General features: G+C 70.8%; 19 protein-coding genes, 5 tRNA genes and 1 pseudogene. 16 read left to right on the top strand and 9 right to left on the bottom strand.

Annotated elements, in window-relative coordinates:
• From IEZ20_RS29765 to IEZ20_RS29750, 4 genes and pseudogenes are all read right to left on the bottom strand, one after another.
• Nucleotides 1-89: pseudogene (locus tag IEZ20_RS29765) on the bottom strand (ATP-binding protein); the annotation flags it as partial.
• The gene (locus IEZ20_RS29760; RefSeq protein WP_009190816.1) at nt 70-468 is read right to left on the bottom strand and encodes a DUF742 domain-containing protein; all 399 of its coding nucleotides are present in this window, start codon (nt 466-468) and stop codon (nt 70-72) included. The pseudogene IEZ20_RS29765 and the gene IEZ20_RS29760, both read right to left, overlap by 20 nt.
• A 111-nt stretch (nt 469-579) precedes the next feature.
• A complete protein-coding gene (locus tag IEZ20_RS29755) occupies nt 580-993 on the bottom strand; it encodes a roadblock/LC7 domain-containing protein (RefSeq protein ID WP_030346561.1) in 414 nt (137 codons plus the stop codon).
• A gap of 9 nt (nt 994-1002) precedes the next feature.
• Nucleotides 1003-4884 (bottom strand): sensor histidine kinase, encoded by a 3882-nt coding sequence (locus IEZ20_RS29750; protein ID WP_189304354.1) that lies wholly within the window; start codon nt 4882-4884, stop codon nt 1003-1005.
• A gap of 570 nt (nt 4885-5454) precedes the next feature.
• On the opposite strand from IEZ20_RS29750, the gene IEZ20_RS29745 reads away from it, so the two are divergent.
• The 3 genes from IEZ20_RS29745 to gltX all read left to right on the top strand — a co-directional run bounded on the left by IEZ20_RS29745 (nt 5455) and on the right by gltX (nt 8129).
• Nucleotides 5455-5649, top strand: coding sequence for a hypothetical protein (locus IEZ20_RS29745; RefSeq protein WP_189304352.1), 195 nt, complete (start codon nt 5455-5457; stop codon nt 5647-5649).
• Nucleotides 5650-5875: 226 nt separating this feature from the next.
• Entirely contained in the window at nt 5876-6661 is a 786-nt protein-coding gene (locus IEZ20_RS29740; protein ID WP_189304350.1) for a fumarylacetoacetate hydrolase family protein, read from the top strand.
• Nucleotides 6645-8129 carry a glutamate--tRNA ligase gene (gene gltX / locus IEZ20_RS29735; protein ID WP_189304348.1) on the top strand — a complete coding sequence of 495 codons (1485 nt, stop codon included), beginning with the start codon at nt 6645-6647 and terminating at the stop codon, nt 8127-8129. The genes IEZ20_RS29740 and gltX overlap by 17 nt, the downstream gene beginning before the upstream one ends.
• Before the next feature lie 62 nt (nt 8130-8191).
• Here the strand turns inward: gltX and IEZ20_RS29730 are convergent, their stop codons facing one another.
• Nucleotides 8192-8476, bottom strand: coding sequence for a type II toxin-antitoxin system RelE family toxin (locus tag IEZ20_RS29730; RefSeq protein ID WP_189304347.1), 285 nt, complete (start codon nt 8474-8476; stop codon nt 8192-8194).
• Between the two features lie 42 nt (nt 8477-8518).
• Between IEZ20_RS29730 and IEZ20_RS29725 the strand changes: the two genes are divergently transcribed.
• From IEZ20_RS29725 to IEZ20_RS29700, 6 genes are all read left to right on the top strand, one after another.
• Complete coding sequence (locus IEZ20_RS29725) at nt 8519-9250, top strand: HAD family hydrolase (RefSeq protein ID WP_189304345.1); 732 nt, start codon at nt 8519-8521, stop codon at nt 9248-9250.
• 90 nt (nt 9251-9340) lie between these two features.
• Nucleotides 9341-9412, top strand: a tRNA-Gln gene (locus tag IEZ20_RS29720).
• A 21-nt stretch (nt 9413-9433) separates the two neighbouring features.
• A tRNA-Glu gene (locus tag IEZ20_RS29715) sits at nt 9434-9506 on the top strand.
• A gap of 29 nt (nt 9507-9535) precedes the next feature.
• Nucleotides 9536-9608: transfer RNA gene (locus IEZ20_RS29710), tRNA-Glu, on the top strand.
• A 21-nt stretch (nt 9609-9629) separates the two neighbouring features.
• A tRNA-Gln gene (locus tag IEZ20_RS29705) sits at nt 9630-9701 on the top strand.
• Nucleotides 9702-9729: 28 nt separating this feature from the next.
• Nucleotides 9730-9802, top strand: a tRNA-Glu gene (locus tag IEZ20_RS29700).
• A gap of 53 nt (nt 9803-9855) precedes the next feature.
• Here IEZ20_RS29700 and IEZ20_RS29695 read toward each other — a convergent pair.
• Complete coding sequence (locus IEZ20_RS29695) at nt 9856-10500, bottom strand: MerR family transcriptional regulator (RefSeq protein WP_189304343.1); 645 nt, start codon at nt 10498-10500, stop codon at nt 9856-9858.
• An 81-nt stretch (nt 10501-10581) separates the two neighbouring features.
• Between IEZ20_RS29695 and IEZ20_RS29690 the strand changes: the two genes are divergently transcribed.
• The gene (locus tag IEZ20_RS29690; RefSeq protein WP_189304340.1) at nt 10582-11091 is read left to right on the top strand and encodes a DUF4188 domain-containing protein; all 510 of its coding nucleotides are present in this window, start codon (nt 10582-10584) and stop codon (nt 11089-11091) included.
• A gap of 91 nt (nt 11092-11182) precedes the next feature.
• Here IEZ20_RS29690 and ndgR read toward each other — a convergent pair whose 3' ends face one another.
• The gene (ndgR, locus tag IEZ20_RS29685) at nt 11183-11899 is read right to left on the bottom strand and encodes an IclR family transcriptional regulator NdgR (protein WP_023546516.1); all 717 of its coding nucleotides are present in this window, start codon (nt 11897-11899) and stop codon (nt 11183-11185) included.
• A 207-nt stretch (nt 11900-12106) separates the two neighbouring features.
• Between ndgR and leuC the strand changes: the two genes are divergently transcribed.
• The 4 genes from leuC (at nt 12107) to IEZ20_RS29665 (ending at nt 15434) form a co-directional block, all read left to right on the top strand.
• A complete protein-coding gene (gene leuC, locus IEZ20_RS29680) occupies nt 12107-13531 on the top strand; it encodes a 3-isopropylmalate dehydratase large subunit (RefSeq protein ID WP_189304339.1) in 1425 nt (474 codons plus the stop codon).
• Nucleotides 13532-13536: 5 nt separating this feature from the next.
• On the top strand, nt 13537-14130 hold the full coding sequence (gene leuD / locus IEZ20_RS29675) for a 3-isopropylmalate dehydratase small subunit (protein WP_189304337.1): 594 nt from the start codon (nt 13537-13539) through the stop codon (nt 14128-14130).
• A 274-nt stretch (nt 14131-14404) separates the two neighbouring features.
• On the top strand, nt 14405-14635 hold the full coding sequence (locus tag IEZ20_RS29670) for an SCO5555 family protein (RefSeq protein WP_189304335.1): 231 nt from the start codon (nt 14405-14407) through the stop codon (nt 14633-14635).
• 136 nt (nt 14636-14771) lie between these two features.
• Entirely contained in the window at nt 14772-15434 is a 663-nt protein-coding gene (locus IEZ20_RS29665; protein WP_189304333.1) for an HU family DNA-binding protein, read from the top strand.
• A gap of 70 nt (nt 15435-15504) precedes the next feature.
• Here IEZ20_RS29665 and IEZ20_RS29660 read toward each other — a convergent pair whose 3' ends face one another.
• Both IEZ20_RS29660 and cofC read right to left on the bottom strand, forming a co-directional pair.
• Complete coding sequence (locus tag IEZ20_RS29660; protein ID WP_189304331.1) at nt 15505-15708, bottom strand: hypothetical protein; 204 nt, start codon at nt 15706-15708, stop codon at nt 15505-15507.
• A 150-nt stretch (nt 15709-15858) separates the two neighbouring features.
• A complete protein-coding gene (cofC, locus tag IEZ20_RS29655; RefSeq protein ID WP_189304329.1) occupies nt 15859-16497 on the bottom strand; it encodes a 2-phospho-L-lactate guanylyltransferase in 639 nt (212 codons plus the stop codon).
• Nucleotides 16498-16650: 153 nt separating this feature from the next.
• Between cofC and IEZ20_RS29650 the strand changes: the two genes are divergently transcribed.
• Both IEZ20_RS29650 and IEZ20_RS29645 read left to right on the top strand, forming a co-directional pair.
• A complete protein-coding gene (locus tag IEZ20_RS29650) occupies nt 16651-17457 on the top strand; it encodes a lysophospholipid acyltransferase family protein (protein ID WP_189304327.1) in 807 nt (268 codons plus the stop codon).
• Entirely contained in the window at nt 17454-18464 is a 1011-nt protein-coding gene (locus IEZ20_RS29645) for an NAD(P)H-dependent glycerol-3-phosphate dehydrogenase (RefSeq protein WP_189304325.1), read from the top strand. Before IEZ20_RS29650 ends, IEZ20_RS29645 begins: the two co-directional genes overlap by 4 nt.
• The last annotated feature ends 58 nt before the right edge of the window (nt 18465-18522 follow it).

The following is an 18522-nucleotide window of genomic DNA, read 5'->3' as shown; positions in this document are numbered from 1 at the left end:
AACGTGGTCTTGCCCACGCCGAAGCCGCCCGCCACCACGATCTTCGCGGAGGTGGTGGCCCGGCCCGCGTCAGAGCTTGCGAAGTCCACTGAGCACCCTTTCGAGCAGCGTCACATCCGGAGCGCCGCCGTTGTTCTCGTCGCCACCAGGCTGGTGGATGGCGACCAGGCCGGCCTCGGCGAGGTCGGCCACCAGGATCCGGGCCACACCGAGCGGCATGGCCAGCAGAGCCGAGACCTCCGCGACCGACTTGACCTCGCGGCACAGGTGGCAGATGCGCTGGTGCTCGGGAAGCAGCCCCATGAGCGCTGCCGGGTCGGCCGTGGTGCTGATCAGCGCCTCGATGGCGAGCTGGTAGCGGGGCCTGGTCCGGCCGCCGGTCATGGCGTAGGGCCTCACCAGCGGCTGGTCGCCCTCGTCCCCGTACGGCTCCGCGTACGGATCATGATGGGCGGTGGGCGGGGTCATGAATCCTCCGGGCGGGACAGCAAGTCGGTCAGTCAAGCCGTCTGACGGGGCCGGTGGGGGGATTGTGGCGGCCGGACGGTGTTTTCGTGAGGTGGGTGGTGCCGGGGGCGGTCAGTGGAGCAGACTGCCCTGGAGTTCGGCGCGCAGGTCGGGAGTGAGTACCGCCCCCGCGCGGTCGACGAGCAGTGCCATCTCGTAGCCGACGAGACCGATGTCCGCATCGGGGTGGGCCAGGACCGCGAGGGACGACCCGTCCGAGATGGACATGAGGAAGAGGAAGCCGCGCTCCATCTCGACGACCGTCTGCGCCACCGTGCCGCCCTCGAAGATCCGGGACGCCCCGGCCGTCAGGGAGGTCAGTCCGGACGCGACGGCCGCCAGCTGGTCGGCGCGGTCCCGCGGGAAACCTTCGGACATCGCCAGCAGAAGGCCGTCGGCGGAGACCACCACGGTGTGGGACACCCCGGGGGTGTTGTCCACAAAGTTGGTGATCAACCAGTTCAGGTTCTGTGCCGCCTGGCTCATCGGACTCAACTAACGCTCCTGCTGGTGAGTGGGGCTCGGGAAGCTGCCGGTCTGGCCGCTGCCGGCCTGACGGCCCTGAGCGATGCCCCGACGAAGATTGGTCAGCCGTCCGCGCACGTCGTCAGGCGCACGCGAGACCTGCGGACCGGTTTGGTGCTGTTGCTGCTGGGCGGTGCCGGGCACGAGGTTGGCCCGGGGCACCCGGCGCGGGAGGCCGGAGGTGGTGACCCCGCCCGCCGCGGGCTGCCGGACGCGCTCCGCCTGCCGGACGAGTTCGTCGTTCGGCGAGGTGCGCCAGGAGCCGGTGTTGTTGGACGTGGACCGCTGCGGAGCAGCCGGCGCGGGCGCCTGCGGCTGCCGCGGCGCCGGCGCGCCCTCCTGCTGCTGACCGTGGAACCAGTTGGTCTCCAGCGTGTCGTACAGCGGGGTACGGCCGTCACCCGGACCGCTGGCCGGCGGCAGGGCCTCCGGCTGCTGGCGGGCCGGACGCTGTTGCGGCGCCTGCGGGCGCGGGGCGCCGAAGTCGTCGCGGGCGGGCAGCTGCGGGCGCTCGAACTGACCGGTGTGGCCGGGGTCCTGGCGGCCGGGCAGGGCGTGCTGCCCCGTGGAGCCGCTGTCGTAACCGCCGTTGTAACCGTTGTCGCCGTACGCCTGCGGGGCCTGGGGGGCCTGCGGGGCCGGGAACTGGCCGGTGTTCCGGTCGCCGCCGTCCTGCTGTCCGGGCCCCTGCGTGCCGAACACGTCGGAGCGGACGAAGGAGCCGGTGTCCTGCTGGCCGCCGGGACCGTCGAAGCGGCCCTGCTGCTGGGCGAGGTCGGGCTGCGCGAACTGGCCGGTCTGCTGGCCGTTGTCGGGCTGCGCGAACTGGCCGGTCTGCTGGCTGTTGTCGAGGTGCGCGAACTGACCGGTCTGCTGGCCGTTGTCGAGGTGCGCGAACTGGCCCGTGTGCTGGGCGTTGTCCGGGCGGGCGAACTGGCCCGTGTGCGAGGCGCCGTTCAGCTCGGCGCGCGGGAACTCACCCGTCGCGGCCGGTCCCTGGGCGTCGATCCGGGGCATCTCCGCGGTAGAGCCCGGACCCTGCCGGTCGTCCACGCGCGGCATGTGCGCGGTCCGCGCCGGGTCCTGCTCGTCGTGGCCGCGCGGGGTGTCCATCGAGGCACGCGACAGCGGGGCCCGGGCGTCGCTCCAGTCCGGGGTGCGGGACTGCGGGTCACCGCCGGGCAGCTCGGCCCGCGGGCCGCCGCGCGGCGGCAGCTGGGGCTGGCGGCCCTGGTCCGCGGAGGCGCCGGGCCGCTTGCGGCCGCGGCCGCCGCCGAAGGCGTCCTGCTGCGGCCCGCCCTGCTGGGCGGCCTGCTGCAGGCCCTGCGGGGCGCCGGGCGCCTGACCGCCGAAGCCGGCCGGTGCGGGACGGTTCTGCTGGAGGCCGCCGAGGCCGCCGGTACCGCCCTGCGGCCCGCGCGCTCCGCCCGGCGCGCCGGGACGGCCGCCCTGGCCCGTGCCGGGCAGCGCGGCCCGGGGACCCTGGCCGGAGCCGACCTGGCCGCGCGGGCCCGGGCCGGAACCGAGCAGACCGCCGCCGGCCGGACCGGCACCGGGACCACCGGCGTTGTTGCCGTTCTGCCGCCTGGCCGCGGCCGCACCGGCGGCGGCCTGCGCGGCGGCGGGGCCACCGGTCATGCCGGGCCCGCCGGGCTTGCCCGGAGCGGGCTTCTTGCCGCCCTGGGCGACGTCGACGGGCAGCATGACCAGCGCGGTCGTACCACCGGAGTCGGACGGGCGCAGCTGGATGCGGATGCCGTGCCGCTGCGAGAGGCGGCCGACCACGAAGAGGCCCATGCGGCGGGAGACGGAGACGTCCACGGTGGGCGGCGAGGCGAGCCGCTCGTTGATCGCCGCGAGGTCCTCGGGGGAGAGGCCGATACCGGTGTCGTGGATCTCGATCAGCACCCGGCCGTCGGGCAGCGCGTGACCGGTGACCTTGACCTTGGTCTGCGGCGAGGAGAACGACGTCGCGTTCTCCAGCAGCTCGGCGAGCAGGTGCACGAGGTCGTTGACGACCCGGCCGGCGACCTCGGTGGTGGGCACGGCGGCCAGCTCGATGCGCTCGTACTGCTCCACCTCGGACGCGGCGGCGCGGAGCACGTCGACCAGCGGGACCGGGCGGGTCCAGCGGCGGCCGGGCTCTTCACCCGCGAGAACCAGGAGGTTCTCACCGTTACGGCGCATACGGGTGGCGAGGTGGTCGAGCTTGAACAGCGAGGACAGCTGGTCCGGGTCGGCCTCGCGGGACTCCAGCTCGGAGATCAGCGACAGCTGGCGCTGGATCAGACCCTGGGAGCGGCGCGAGAGGTTGGTGAACATCGCGTTGACGTTGCCCCGCAGCAGGGCCTGCTCGGCGGCGAGGCGGACCGCCTCGCGGTGCACGTCGTCGAAGGCCGCGGCCACCTGGCCGATCTCGTCCCGGGAGTGCACACCGACCGACTCCACGGAGGTGTCGACGTCCTGCGGGTCCGACTCCGACAGCTGCTTGACCAGCTCGGGCAGACGGTCCTGGGCGACCTTGGTCGCGGTCTCCTGGAGCCGGCGCAGCGAGCGGATCATGGACCGGGCCACGACGAACGCGCCGACCAGCGACACACCGAGCACGAGGAGGATCAGCGCACCGGAGATGACGGCGTCGCGCTGCGTCTCGCTCTTCAGCTCGCGCGCCTTCTGCTCCATCTCCTCGAGCAGCGTGCGCTCGATCTTCTTCATCTGCTCGATCTTGGTCGAGCTGTCGTCCATCCAGTCCTTGTACGACCGCGCGGGCAGCTGCTGCAGGCCGTCCGGGGAGTCGAAGGAACGCTTGGCGTAGGTGTCCGCGGACTGGATCGTCGCGTTGTTCTCGGTGATCGGCTTGAGCAGGTCCTCGGCGTCGTGGTTGGCGTAGATCTTCCGGAAGATCGCCAGCTCGGAGCCTTCGCTCTCGTACGCCGACTGGCCGTAGAGGCGGTCGTTCTCGGAGAGGTCGCCCTTGGTGTCCGTGGTCGCGGGGAGCGCGGCGGCGATCAGGGCGCGCTGCTCGGAGGCGTACTCCTTGGCGGTGGAGAAGGCCGCCAGGGCACGGGTACGGGAGATCATCTCCGGGTTGCTGGACGCCTCGGCCATGTCCTGGGAGAGGCCGATCAGCTGGGTGATGAGCCGGTGGTACGACTCGACCGTCTGGGTCGAGTTGTCCTTCGACGTGTACGCGGACTTGCGGATCTTGGCCAGGTCGTCGAGCTGGTTGGCGAGACCGACCAGCGCGTCGCGGACACCCTGGAGGTTGCCGTCCTTGCTGGCCGCGTCGATCTGCTCGGAGGCGTCCAGGAAGTTCTCGCGGGCCCGGTCGGTCTTCTCCTGGTAGCCCTTGATCGTGTAGTCGCTGGCCTTCAGGCCGTGCGCCATGGGGCCGGCCGACTGGTCGCGCTCGTCCTGGAGCGCGTGGGCCAGCTCGGTGGCCTGCTTGGTCATGTCCGTCAGCAGCTTCATGTTGTCGAGCTGCTGGATGTCGTCCATGTTCTCGTTGATGCGCAGCGCGCCCAGCGAGGTCGCCGCGACCACGGGCAGCGCGAGCAGCGAGACCAGACGGGTGGAGATGCGCCAGTTGCGCAGGGCCAGTCGCGAACCGGTGGCGGTCGGGCCCTGGGAGGACTTCACCGTGGGCGTGGGGTTGCCCGCGGGCGTCGCGGTCGTGGAGGCCGTCGCGCCGGACGCGCCCGGACGTCCGCCGCGCTCACCGCCGTCTCCGGCCGGGGCCTGGCCCGGGTTCTGGGCGTGCTGGGGCGAGGAGCTGACGGCCATGGGGCCAGTCCCGCCGTGCGGCTCCGGCTCCGCCGAAGCGCTGCCATCCCTCTTGAAACGTCCCTGCACTAGCGTCGCAACCTCTGGACCAGGCGCCCCTCCGCATGAACGGAGGGACACGGTGTCGGCGTCTTGGAGAGCGCCCTGAATACGCCCCCCGTGGTCTGGAGTGACCGGCGCTGGTTCCCCCCTATCTCGCCGCCACTCGGCGCTGCGTTGCGCCCCCTGCGCGCCGGCTCGATCCTGCGGCGGTCCGTGGAATTCCAGCACAGTGCAGGATCTCCAACAAGGGCAGTGCGCCGAGCTGTGACCTCCGTGACGGCGCGTGAGGGGTGGATTACCGGCCGTCTAACCGGTTCTGGGGCATAACGGGCGCATCTCTGCGAGTCGCCGCTCGGTGCCGCGTGTCTGAGTCGCCATGATCAGGAGCGGAATGATGGCTTCAGGGGGTCAATGTCCGTTTCCTCGACGCTGGTTGTCGGCCGGAATTGACCGGTTTGCCCGTGAGTTCGTGAGCAAACTCACATGCTCATCGTGCGGAGTTGGCGGCTCGGCCGGGGAATCGGATGTTTAGCCTGACGCTTTACAGGACGGATGACTCTGCCAACCCGCTCGATCAGAGGGCACAGGACGACAACGGTGAAGACGACGATGATGTTCCGCAAGATAGCCAACCCGCGACGCACGACCCTGGCGCACCTGAAGGACGCCGGCGAGCTGCACACGCCCGAGCTGCCGGAGCACTCCGTCGACCTCCCCGCCCAGACGGCCAACCCCCGCCGCACCGTCCTCATGGACGTCCCGGCCGGCGTGGGTGCCGCGGCGGGCGAGTGACCGACGCTCGAAGCGGGCGCGGCCGGGAGGATCACCTGAGCGGTCCTCCCGGCCGCGCCCGTTCCGTTTCCCCGCGCGGGGAGGCACGCTCTCCGCGCAGAAGGCGCACGATTCCGGTGACCCGCCCCCGACCTGCGGCGATGCCCCCAGAAGCGAACAACTTCGCATAGCTCCGATAACCTGAGGCGTCAGTACGCCGGTTCTCAGTGAGGGGCGCAAGGATCCCGTGCGCATCGCCAGGTTCTCCATCGACGGGAACGTAGCCTTCGGCGCGGTCGAGGGCGACAAGCAGGACGAACTCGTCCTCGACATCATCAAGGGCATCCCGTTCGCGGACTACGAACTGTCCGGGACGAAGGTGCCGCTCAGCAAGGTCAGGCTGCTCCCGCCGGTGCTCCCCAACAAGGTCGTGGCCTTCGCCCGCACCTACCGCGAGCACGCCCAGGAGCTGGGCAACGCGGTCCCCGAGGAGCCGTTCGCCTTCTTCAAGCCCTCCACCTCCGTGATCGGCCCCGGTGACGAGATCCAGTACCCCTCGTTCAGCGAGGAACTGCACCACGAGGCCGAGCTGGCCGTCGTCATCGGCCGCATGTGCCGCGAGGTCCCGCGCGAGCGGGTCAAGGACGTGATCTTCGGCTACACCTGCGCCAACGACATCACCGCCCGCGACGTGCAGAAGCGCGAGAAGCAGTGGGCCCGGGCCAAGGGCTTCGACACCTCCTGCCCGCTCGGCCCCTGGGTGGAGACGGACCTCTCGCTGGAGGCCGCGAACGACCTCACCATCCAGCTCACGGTCAACGGCGAACAGCGCCAGCTGGGCCGCACGAGCGAGATGCTCCAGCCCATCGAGGACCTGATCGTCAACATCTCCGAGGCCATGACGCTGCTCCCCGGCGACGTCATCCTCACCGGCACCCCCGCGGGGGTCGGCCCCCTCGGCGTCGGCGACGAGGTCGCCGTCACCATCGAAGGCATCGGCACTCTCACCAACAAGGTTGTCAAGCGTGGCTAGCGCACCCGTACGCGTCCGTTTCTGTCCCTCGCCCACCGGTAACCCCCACGTGGGCCTGGTCCGCACCGCCCTGTTCAACTGGGCGTTCGCCCGGCACCACCAGGGCACCCTGGTGTTCCGCATCGAGGACACCGACGCGGCCCGCGACTCGGAGGAGTCGTACAACCAGCTGCTGGACGCGATGCGCTGGCTCGGCTTCGACTGGGACGAGGGCCCGGAGGTCGGCGGCCCGCACGCGCCGTACCGCCAGTCGCAGCGCATGGACCTCTACAAGGACGTCGCGCGGAAGCTCCTCGACGGCGGCTACGCCTACCACTGCTACTGCTCCCAGGAGGAGCTGGACACCCGCCGCGAGGCCGCCCGCGCCGCCGGCAAGCCCTCCGGCTACGACGGCCACTGCCGCGAGCTGACCGCCGGGCAGATCGAGGAGTACCAGGCCCAGGGCCGCACCCCGATCGTCCGCTTCCGGATGCCGGACGAGACGATCACCTTCACCGACCTGGTCCGCGGCGAGCTGACCTTCACGCCGGAGAACGTGCCCGACTACGGCATCGTCCGCGCGAACGGCGCCCCGCTGTACACGCTGGTCAACCCGGTCGACGACGCCCTGATGGAGATCACCCACGTCCTGCGCGGCGAGGACCTGCTCTCCTCCACCCCGCGCCAGATCGCCCTGTACAAGGCGCTGATCGAACTGGGCGTCGCGCAGCAGATCCCGCAGTTCGGTCACCTGCCGTACGTCATGGGCGAGGGCAACAAGAAGCTCTCCAAGCGCGACCCGCAGTCCTCCCTCAACCTCTACCGGGAGCGGGGCTTCCTGCCCGAGGGCCTGCTCAACTACCTGTCCCTGCTGGGCTGGTCGCTCTCGGCGGACCAGGACATCTTCACGATCGAGGAGATGGTCGCGGCCTTCGACGTCTCCGACGTGAACCCCAACCCGGCGCGCTTCGACCTGAAGAAGTGCGAGGCGATCAACGGCGACCACATCCGCATGCTGGATGTGAAGGAGTTCACCGAGCGCTGCCGCCCGTGGCTGAAGGCCCCGTTCGCCCCCTGGGCGCCGGAGGACTTCGACGAGGCGCGGTGGCAGTCGATCGCCCCGCACGCCCAGACCCGCCTCAAGGTCCTGTCGGAGATCACCGACAACGTCGACTTCCTCTTCCTCCCGGAGCCGGTCTTCGACGAGGCGTCGTGGACGAAGGCCATGAAGGAGGGCAGCGACGCCCTGCTCCGCACGGCCCGGGAGAAGCTGGAGGCGGCCGACTGGACCTCCGCCGAGTCCCTCAAGGAGGCCGTCCTGGCCGCCGGCGAGGCGCACGGCCTCAAGCTCGGCAAGGCCCAGGCCCCGGTCCGCGTGGCCGTCACCGGCCGCACCGTCGGCCTGCCCCTCTTCGAGTCCCTGGAGATCCTGGGCAAGGAGAAGACGCTGGCCCGCATCGACGCGGCGCTGGCGAAGCTCGCCGCGTAACCCGTTCACCACGCCGACAGGGGCGGCACCCGGAACTCCGGGTGCCGCCCCTGTCGCGTCGGTCACTGGGCGTCGGGCTCGTCGATCAAGTAGTGGCTCTCGTCGAAGATCTCCAGCACGACGATGACCATGATCGCGCCGGCCACCATGTACTCCAGCACCACACCGGGGGCCACGTACGCCTTGCGCAGATGCTCGTCCGGGCCGAGCTGGGCGGTCGAGGTCTTGCGGAACGGGTCGCGGGCCAGTATCCGCAGGGCCCTGTCCAACTGGGCCTGGCGCGAGCCGGGCAGGGTGTCGTACGTCGCACGGGCCTCGACGGTGAACTGGACGCGGTACTCGCTCATGGCCGCCGGTTTGCCAGCCTGCCGGCCGCTACCGTCGTGGGTATGACGATCAGAGCCGTGGTCTGGGACGTGGACGACACGCTGTTCGACTACACGACCGCCGACCGTGAGGGCATGCGGGCGCACCTGGCGGCCGAGGGGCTGCTCGCGGGGTACGACAGCCCCGGGCAGGCCCTCGCGCGGTGGCGGGAGATCACCGAGCGGCAGTGGGCGCGGTACGCGGCGGGGGAGTGCTCCTTCCAGGACCAGCGGCGCGACCGCGTGCGTGTGTTCCTCGGCAGGGACCTGACCGACGCCGAGGCCGACGCCTGGTTCCAGCGGTACGTCGGGCACTACGAGGCCGCCTGGAGCCTCTTCCCGGACGTCCTGCCCGCCCTGGAGGCCCTCTCCGCCAGCCACCGGCACGCGGTGCTGTCCAACTCCAGCATCACCGTCCAGGAGCACAAGCTGCGCACCCTCGGCCTGCTGGACCGCTTCGAGTCCGTGCTGTGCGCCGCCGAGCTGGGCGTCTCCAAGCCGGAGCCGGGCGCCTTCCTGGCGTCCTGCGAGGCCCTGGGCCTGCCGCCGCACGAGGTGGCGTACGTCGGCGACCACCCCGAGATCGACGGGCGGGGCGCCGCCGAGGCCGGACTGCTGTCGGTGTGGATCGACCGCGGGACGGGCGTCGTACAGGCCGTCGGGGAGGTCGTCTGCCGCCGGATCTCGACCCTCGCCGAACTCCCGGCGCTCGTCCGCGCGGATACCCGTTTTGGAGCCCCGTCCACCTTCGGGTAATGTTCTTTCTGCGCCGAGGGGAACGGGCCGAAAGGCCGGAACCCCAAGGAGCAGACTAGAACGAGAACCCCGCAGGGGGTTGAGTTCCAGTGGCCTATGGTGTAATTGGCAGCACGACTGATTCTGGTTCAGTTAGTCTTGGTTCGAGTCCAGGTAGGCCAGCTCGCAGAGCTCATCTGCAAAGCCCCCGTTGTGTAGCGGCCTAGCACGCTGCCCTCTCAAGGCAGTAGCGCCGGTTCGAATCCGGTCGGGGGTACTGATCTCGATCTTGTCGGGATCGCTAGGGCCCCCGTTGTGTAGCGGCCTAGCACGCCGCCCTCTCAAGGCGGTAGCGCCGGTTCGAATCCGGTCGGGGGTACTGACTGGTCTAAACCATCATTGGTCTATGGTGTAATTGGCAGCACGACTGATTCTGGTTCAGTTAGTCTTGGTTCGAGTCCAGGTAGACCAGCTCGGACCTGCGGAAACGCAGTGTCCACGCCCCCGTTGTGTAGCGGCCTAGCACGCCGCCCTCTCAAGGCGGTAGCGCCGGTTCGAATCCGGTCGGGGGTACATCGGGAAGGCCCTCCGCTTCGGCGGAGGGCCTTCGTCGTGCCCGGCTCCGGCTACTCGAAGCCGTACCGCCGGGTCGACTCCTCCTCCTGGGCCAGCCGGCGCAGCGCCTGCAGCATCGGCTCGGTCAGCACCGCGCCGAGCACCGCCGTCTCCACCTTCTCCGCCTCCGACGGATGCGTCTCCACGAAGTCCAGGTCGAGCCTGGCCACCTCGTGCATCAACCGGGCGTACGAGGCGAGCAGTTCGAACCCCCACGCGTAACCGAGCCGGCGGAACGCGGCCACCGCCACCACCAGCGAGCGGTACGCGGGGGAGACGGTCGCCAGCAGCTTGGCGTTCTGCCAGCCGAGCCGGTCCAGGAGCGCGGCGACCTCCCGCTGCGCGGTCCGGACGTACTCGTCCTCCTCGTCCGGCTCCTGCACCTGCGGCAGGGCCCACAGGGCCGCGCCCAGGCGCATCGAGCGGCCCAGGGAGTCGTCGTCCACGTGCCCGAGCACCTCCCGGACCGTGGCCACCGGGAGCCCCCCGACCTGGATCATCGCCCGCACCAGCCGCAGCCTGCGCAAGTGCTCCTCGTCGTACTCCGCCGTCGTCGTGTTGACCTGGCGGCCCGGCGGCAACAGCCCCTCGCGCAGGTAGTACTTGATCGTCGCGGTGGCCACACCGCTGCGTCTGCTCAGCTCGGCAAGCCGCATCCCTTGCGCTCCTCCTTGGATAACGGCACTATCCAAGCATGCGCGCCTTGGATAGCGCCGCTCACCGACGAGGGGGAACTCATGGTGTCCCGAACGACCGCTGACGTGCAGGGCGAGGTCGTCGTTCTGCTGATCGGCATGCGCATCCACCGCTTCCGGGCGGTGCGCCTGTGGCTGCCCGTGATGCTGGCGATGTTCCGCATGCTGCGGGAACTGGAGAAGGACCCGGCGCGGGGGCTGCGCGCCAAGGTGCTGCTGACGGCGTCGCCGCGGAGCTACTACGTCGTCCAGTACTGGGAGTCCAAGGAGAAGCTCTACGCCTACGCGACCGCGCCGGACGCCTTCCACCACAAGGCCTGGGCGCGGCTCAACCGCCAGGAGCGCACCGGGAGGCTGCGCGGGCAGGTGGGGATCTGGCACGAGACGTACGTCGTGCCGGAGGGGTCGTACGAGGCGATCTACGGGGACATGCCCGCGTTCGGGCTCGCGGAGGCGTACGGGCAGGTGCCGCTGGAGAAGCGGGGCCGGTACGCGAAGGACCGGTTCTCGTACCGCTCGCAGCGGGGGCCGGTGGCGGAGAGGACCGGCTGAACCGGGGGATCGGGGAGGGGATCGGGGGAGCAGAGGAGGGCCTGCCGCGGCGTTGGGGCAGGCCCTCCTCGGTGTCCTCGTGCGGCGGAGGTCAGCCGGAGCGGCGCAGCGCCTCCGAGAGGCGGGCCGCGGCGTCGATGACCGCCTGGGCGTGCATACGGCCCGGGTGGCGGGTCAGGCGCTCGATGGGGCCGGAGACGGACACGGCGGCCACCACGCGGTTGGAGGGGCCGCGTACGGGCGCGGAGACGGACGCGACGCCCGGCTCCCGCTCGCCGATGGACTGGGCCCAGCCGCGCCGCCGTACGCCCGACAGCGCCGTCGCGGTGAAGCGGGCGCCCTGCAGGCCCCGGTGCAGGCGCTCGGGCTCCTCCCAGGCCAGGAGGATCTGCGCCGAGGAGCCGGCCTTCATCGTCAGCGTGGAGCCCACCGGGACGGTGTCCCGCAGGCCGGACAGGCGCTCCGCCGCGGCCACGCAGATCCGCATGTCGCCCTGGCGCCGGTAGAGCTGCGCGCTCTCGCCGGTGACATCACGGAGGTGGGTGAGCACGGGGCCCGCCGTCGCGAGCAGGCGGTCCTCGCCCGCCGCCGCCGCGAGCTCCGCGAGGCGCGGTCCGAGGATGAACCGGCCCTGCATGTCGCGTGCCACCATGCGGTGGTGTTCCAGGGCCACGGCCAGGCGGTGGGCCGTGGGTCGTGCCAGTCCGGTCGCTCCGACCAGACCCGCGAGGGTGGCCGGACCCGACTCCAGAGCGCTCAGGACGAGGGCCGCCTTGTCCAGAACGCCGACGCCGCTACTGTTGTCCATGCAACGATACTCACGTCTCACTCTGTGAAACGCAAGTTCAATTTTCCGTGGAACGCGCCACCCTGGAATCACACAGCGGCCCGCAGACCAACGGGCCTGGCGGTGGACGCCCGGAATCACGACGTTCAGGGGCCCCGAGAAGGGCAGCCACCGCTCCTCAAGATCTCTAGTTGGGTCGGTGGACGCTTGCCGGCCGGAGGGAAAGCGATGGGTAGGACACTCGCGGAGAAGGTCTGGGACGACCATGTCGTCCGGCGCGCCGAGGGCGAGCCCGACCTCCTCTACATCGATCTGCACCTGCTGCACGAGGTGACCAGCCCCCAGGCCTTCGACGGGCTCCGCAAGAGCGGCCGCCAGGTGCGCCGTCTCGACCTCACCATCGCGACCGAGGACCACAACACCCCGACCCTCGACATCGACAAGCCCATCGCCGACCCCGTCTCCCGCGCCCAGCTGGAGACCCTGCGCAAGAACTGCGCCGAGTTCGGCGTGCGGCTGCACCCGCTGGGCGACGTCGAGCAGGGCGTCGTGCACGTCGTCGGCCCGCAGCTGGGCCTGACCCAGCCCGGCACGACCGTCGTCTGCGGCGACTCGCACACCTCCACGCACGGCGCCTTCGGCGCGCTGGCGTTCGGCATCGGCACCTCCCAGGTCGAGCACGTGCTGGCCACCCAGACGCTGCCGATGGCGCGCCCCAAGACCATGGCGATCACGGTCGACGGCGAGCTGCCCGACGGCGTCACCGCCAAGGACCTGATCCTGGCGATCATCGCGAAGATCGGCACCGGCGGCGGCCAGGGCTACGTCCTGGAGTACCGCGGCTCCGCCATCGAGAAGCTCTCGATGGAGGCCCGGATGACCATCTGCAACATGTCGATCGAGGCCGGCGCCCGCGCGGGCATGATCGCCCCCGACGAGACCACCTTCGCGTACCTCAAGGGCCGCCCGCACGCCCCCGAGGGCGCCGACTGGGACGCGGCCGTCGCGTACTGGAAGACCCTGAGGACCGACGAGGACGCCGTCTTCGACGCCGAGGTCCGCATCGACGCCGCGTCGCTGTCCCCCTTCGTCACCTGGGGCACCAACCCCGGCCAGGGCGCGCCGCTTTCGGCGGACGTCCCCGACCCGGCTTCGTACGAAGACGCTTCGGAGCGCTTCGCCGCCGAAAAGGCCCTGGAGTACATGGGGTTGGAGGCCGGGCAGCCGCTGCGCTCCATCAAGGTGGACACCGTCTTCGTAGGCTCCTGCACCAACGGCCGCATCGAGGACCTGCGCGCCGCCGCGGACCTGCTGCGGGGCCGCAAAGTCGCCGACGGCGTACGGATGCTGGTCGTCCCGGGCTCCGCGCGGGTGGGCCTCCAGGCCGTCTCGGAGGGCCTGGACGTGGTCTTCAAGGAGGCCGGTGCCGAATGGCGGCACGCCGGCTGCTCGATGTGCCTCGGCATGAACCCCGACCAGCTGGCCCCGGGCGAGCGCTCCGCCTCCACCTCCAACCGCAACTTCGAGGGCCGGCAGGGCAAGGGCGGCCGTACGCACCTGGTGTCGCCGCAGGTCGCGGCCGCGACCGCCGTCCTGGGCCACCTGGCCTCGCCCGCCGACCTGACCGACGCCCCCGCGCCCGCTGGAGTCTGAGAATCATGGAAGCCTTCACCACCCACACCGGCCGGGCCGTCCCGCTGCGCCGCAGCAACGTCGACACCGACCAGATCATCCCTGCTCACTGGCTCAAGAAGGTCACCCGGGACGGCTTCGAGGACGGTCTGTTCGAGGCCTGGCGCAAGGACCCCGAGTTCGTCCTCAACCGCTCCGAGCGGCAGGGCGCCACCGTCCTGGTCGCCGGCCCCGACTTCGGCACCGGCTCCTCCCGCGAGCACGCCGTCTGGGCGCTGCAGAACTACGGCTTCAAGGCCGTGATCTCCTCCCGCTTCGCCGACATCTTCCGGGGCAACTCGCTGAAGAACGGCCTGCTCACGGTGGTCCTGGACCAGAAGATCGTGGACGCGCTGTGGGAGCTGACGGAAGCGGACCCCACGGCTGAGGTCACTGTGGACCTTGAGGCGCGTGAGGTGCGTGCGGAGGGCATCACCGCCTCCTTCGAGCTGGACGAGAACTCCCGCTGGCGGCTGCTGAACGGCCTGGACGACATCTCCATCACGCTCCAGAACGAGGCCGACATCGCCGCCTACGAGGCCGAGCGCCCCGCCTACAAGCCGCGCACCCTCCCGGTCTGATCGATTCGGCCCGGACCCCCTGAACGGGTCGGGTTTCGGCCACCGCGACACCCCGTCTGTACCCCCGATCGCCACGATCGGGGGTACAGCCATGTCTGCACCCGAACGGCCCTGTGCTCCCGCCCAGCTCAGCTCAACTTCCCATGTTAGGGAGGCTGTTGGCCGGGTACGTGAGTGCTGTGTTCGCGTCCGCCGCAAGTGCCTGGAAGGCCATTCGAGGCGGCAGTTACCCCCTGCGCAGGCGACAACTCGCCCCAGATGGCACAATCTGTGCATGGAACACGACGGCCAACTCCAGCTCTACACGGCGGTCGCGAACCAACTCAAGGAAGCGCACGCAAGGGTGCGCGCACTGCAAGTCCCGGAGGGCGTACGGATGGCGCTGACCCGGAAGCTGCTGGTCATTACGGCCGCGGCCAAGCACGATCTCGCCGGTGCGGCAAGGCGGCTCGATCGGTTCACGGCGGATCTCGACGCGGGTCGGATCCCTGACGAGGACCGCTGAACCGTCCGGGACGGCCGAGTCCGCTGCGGCACAAGGGTGATAAGCCCGTTTCGTGTTTGATTTGCGGTATATATCTGCCTAACGTGCGAAAAAGCTTGAACACTTTCGTTCTGGCGATGTCTCCGAAGGGGAAGACGTGAACAAGGCGCAGCTCGTAGAAGCGATTGCCGACAAGGTGGGTGGCCGCCAGCAGGCCGCCGATGCTGTCGATCATGTCCTGGACGCCATCGTCCGCGCGGTCGTCGCGGGCGAGCGGGTCTCGGTCACCGGCTTCGGGTCCTTCGAGAAGGTGGACCGCCCCGCCCGCTACGCCCGCAACCCCCAGACGGGCGAGCGGGTTCGCGTGAAGAAGACCTCCGTCCCGCGCTTCCGTGCCGGTCAGGGCTTCAAGGACCTGGTGAGCGGCTCGAAGAAGCTGCCGCGCGGGGGCGAGGTCTCGGTCAAGAAGGCGCCCAAGGGCAGCCTGTCCGGCGCGCCGGCCACCATCGCCAAGGCCGTCGGCAAGAAGGCCGCCGCGAAGAAGACGGCCGCCGCGGCGAAGAAGACCACCGCGAAGAAGGCGGCTCCGGCGAAGAAGACCACGGCCGCCGCCAAGAAGACCACGGCGAAGAAGGCGCCCGCCGCCAAGAAGACGACCGCGGCGACCGCCAAGGCCGCCGCGACGAAGACCGCCGCGAAGAAGACGACGGCGAAGAAGGCCCCGGCGAAGAAGGTGACCGCCAAGAAGGCCCCGGCCAAGAAGTCGACGGCCCGCAAGACCACCGCCAAGAAGACCACCGCCCGCAAGGCGACGTCGTAGGACCGCCAGGGCATTCACGCGCCGGGCCGGACTCCCCAGGGAGCCCGGCCCGCGGTGTGTACAGGGGCGGTTACAGGGTCTGAAGGGTGACGAGGGTGATCCGCACGGCGCCGCCCTCGCCCTCGGTCTCGATCCGCACGCGCTGTCCGGGGCGCAGCAGCCGCAGGCCTCCGGCGTCGAACGCGGCGGTGTCGAAGGGCACCGGGGTGCCGTCGTCGAGGAGCACCTGCCCGCTGCGGGTCTCGGGGTCGTAGGTGTATGCGGTGGCCTGCATGGCAGCAGCCTACTGGTCGCTCCGGATCCCGCTTCCGCCGTGGGCGCGCAGGGCCGTGGAGCCGGGCGGCCGTGCGACGGTGGGGCGGTGGGGGCGTAAATCCGGAGACCCGTGGGGCCGTGGAGAGTCCTGGGGCCCGCGGGGGTGCCCTCAGGAGCCCGGGATCAGTAAGCCCGCCGATGCCGCCGCCGTGTGCCGGCCCACCCCCAGCCGCAGTGCCGCCCGCAGATCGTCGCCGGTGTCCACGTCCTGGCGCACCGAGTCGACCCCCGTGAGCGCGAGTTCCGCCGCACCGGAGGCGCGGTGGCGGGCGCGGGAATCGATGCCGAACGACGGCTGCAATTCCCGGCCGGGACCCGCGGCCAGCAGTGTCGTACCCCGTTCCGCCGCATCCGCCAGAAATGCCCGGGGGAATTCCGCGGCGGCGGACAGCACCCGGGACAATTCCGCCGGCCGCAGGGCCGGCAGATCGGCGTTCAGGGCCGCCAGCGGCGCACCCGGGCGCAGCGACCGCACGACGGCCGCGCCGTGCGCCAGGGCGGCGTTCAGGCCGCTGCGGGGGGTGTCCGGGACGATGCGCGCGCCCAGCGCGGCCAGCTCCCGGCCGGCCAGCTCGTCGTCCGTGACGACCGCCACATCCGACACCGCCGGGCATGCCAGTGCCGCGCCGACGGTGTCCTGCGCGAACGCCAGTGCCAGCCCAGGGCGCACCCCGTCGTCGGCGGTGTCCGCGAGCCTGCTCTTGGCCCGTGTCAGGGGCTTCAGGGGGATGACCAAGGTCCACTGCACCGGCGTACCGTCCCTCTCTCGTCGCGCTCATTGTCCCCCGCGCCATCTGGCGCGTTCGGCGGCGGGGCGTACGGTGTTCTCGACAGACCGGCGGCCCGGGGCCACACTTGTGCGGCCCCCGCCGGGGTGGCAGTCCTAGAGGAAGGTGTCCTTGTGCCCCGCCGCAGAATCGGCTTCTGGTACCGCTTCGCCGCGGTGATCTGCAAACCGCCGCTGGTGGTTCTGATCAAGCGGGACTGGCGCGGAATGGAGCACATTCCGGCCGAGGGCGGATTTATCACCGTGGTGAACCACAATTCCCACGTGGACCCCTTCGCGTACGCGCACTATCAGTACAACGCCGGACGGGTGCCGCGATTCCTGGCGAAGAGCGGGCTTTTCAAGAAGGGATTCGTCGGTGCCGCGATGCGCGGCACCGGGCAGATCCCCGTCTACCGCGAGTCCACGGACGCCCTGAGCGCCTTCCGGGCCGCGATCGACGCCGTGGAGCGCGGCGAGTGCGTGGCCTTCTACCCCGAGGGCACCCTCACCCGCGACCCGAACGGCTGGCCCATGACCGGCAAGACCGGTGCCGCCCGGGTCGCCCTGCAGACCAAGTGCCCGGTGATCCCGGTCGCCCAGTGGGGTGCCAACGAACTGCTGCCGCCGTACGCCAAGAAGCCGAACCTCTTCCCGCGCAAGACGCACCACGTGCTCGCGGGCCCGCCCGTGGACCTCTCCCGCTTCTACGGCCTGGAGATGACCCCGGAGGTGCTCAAGGAGGCCACCGAGGTCATCATGGCCGCCATCACCCGCCAGCTGGAGCAGATCCGCGGCGAGAAGGCGCCGGAGACGCCGTACGACCCGCGCCGTGAGCGGATCGAGCAGCGGCGCCGCACCCAGGCGCAGACGAAGGCGCAGGCGCAGGTACAGGTGCAGGCGCAGACCGAGGGCCGGCAGGCGGAAGGGCAGAGCAAGTGAGCAAGCCTGTGCGGGCGGCCGTCATGGGCACCGGTTCGTGGGGCACCGCCTTCGGCATGGTCCTCGCCGACGCCGGCTGCGACGTGACCCTGTGGGCCCGCCGCCCGGAGCTGGCCGAAGCGGTCAACTCCACCCGGACCAACCCGGACTACCTGCCCGGCGTGGAACTCCCGGAGACCGTGCGCGCCACCGCGGACGCGGCCGAGGCCCTCAGGGACGCGGACTTCACCGTGCTCGCCGTCCCCTCCCAGACGCTGCGCGCCAACCTCACCGAGTGGGCGCCGCTGCTCGCGCCGGACACCGTGCTCGTCTCCCTGATGAAGGGCGTCGAACTCGGCTCGACCATGCGGATGAGCGAGGTGATCGAGGACGTCGCCAAGGTCGGCGCCGACCGGATCGCGGTCGTCACCGGTCCCAACCTGGCCCGTGAGATCGCCGCCCGTATGCCCGCCCTGGCCGTCGTGGCCTGCACCGACGAGCGGGTCGCCCAGCGTCTCCAGGCGGCCTGCCACACGCCGTACTTCCGGCCGTACACCAACACCGACGTGGTCGGCTGCGAACTCGCCGGTGCGGTCAAGAACGTCATCGGGCTCGCGGTCGGTATCGCCGACGGCATGGGACTCGGCGACAACGCCAAGGGCTCGCTCATCACGCGCGGTCTCGCCGAGACCACCCGGCTCGGCCTCGCGATGGGCGCCGACCCGCTGACCTTCTCCGGACTCGCGGGCCTGGGCGACCTGGTGGCCACCTGCTCCTCGCCGCTGTCCCGCAACCACACCTTCGGCACCAACCTCGGCAAGGGCATGACCCTGGAGGAGACCATCGCGGTCACCCGGCAGACCGCCGAGGGCGTCAAGTCCTGCGAGTCCGTGCTGGATCTGGCCCGCCGGCACGGCGTCGACATGCCCATCACCGAGACGGTCGTCGGCATCGTCCACGAGGGCAAGTCGCCGGTCGTCGCGCTCAAGGAGCTGATGGCCCGCAGCGCCAAGCCCGAAAGGCGCTGAGCCCGACAGGCGCCGGACCCCCGCGCGCGACGCTGAGCGACCGCCCGGGGGACACGCA

It is taken from the genome of Streptomyces cinerochromogenes, assembly GCF_014648635.1.
Taxonomy (GTDB): Bacteria; Actinomycetota; Actinomycetes; order Streptomycetales; family Streptomycetaceae; genus Streptomyces; species Streptomyces cinerochromogenes.
Note: the sequence above shows the minus strand (reverse complement) of the source record. Positions and strands in the feature narration are given on the sequence as shown.

Coding starts and splice junctions, on each gene's coding strand:
- leuC (WP_189304339.1), top strand. CDS start 12,107: ATGGGTAGGACACTCGCGGAGAAGGTCTGGGACGACCATGTCGTCCGG.
- leuD (WP_189304337.1), top strand. CDS start 13,537: ATGGAAGCCTTCACCACCCACACCGGCCGGGCCGTCCCGCTGCGCCGC.
- IEZ20_RS29660 (WP_189304331.1), bottom strand. CDS start 15,708: ATGCAGGCCACCGCATACACCTACGACCCCGAGACCCGCAGCGGGCAG.
- IEZ20_RS29690 (WP_189304340.1), top strand. CDS start 10,582: ATGGTGTCCCGAACGACCGCTGACGTGCAGGGCGAGGTCGTCGTTCTG.
- IEZ20_RS29725 (WP_189304345.1), top strand. CDS start 8,519: ATGACGATCAGAGCCGTGGTCTGGGACGTGGACGACACGCTGTTCGAC.
- IEZ20_RS29755 (WP_030346561.1), bottom strand. CDS start 993: ATGAGCCAGGCGGCACAGAACCTGAACTGGTTGATCACCAACTTTGTG.
- IEZ20_RS29670 (WP_189304335.1), top strand. CDS start 14,405: ATGGAACACGACGGCCAACTCCAGCTCTACACGGCGGTCGCGAACCAA.
- IEZ20_RS29730 (WP_189304347.1), bottom strand. CDS start 8,476: ATGAGCGAGTACCGCGTCCAGTTCACCGTCGAGGCCCGTGCGACGTAC.
- ndgR (WP_023546516.1), bottom strand. CDS start 11,899: ATGGACAACAGTAGCGGCGTCGGCGTTCTGGACAAGGCGGCCCTCGTC.
- IEZ20_RS29760 (WP_009190816.1), bottom strand. CDS start 468: ATGACCCCGCCCACCGCCCATCATGATCCGTACGCGGAGCCGTACGGG.
- IEZ20_RS29695 (WP_189304343.1), bottom strand. CDS start 10,500: ATGCGGCTTGCCGAGCTGAGCAGACGCAGCGGTGTGGCCACCGCGACG.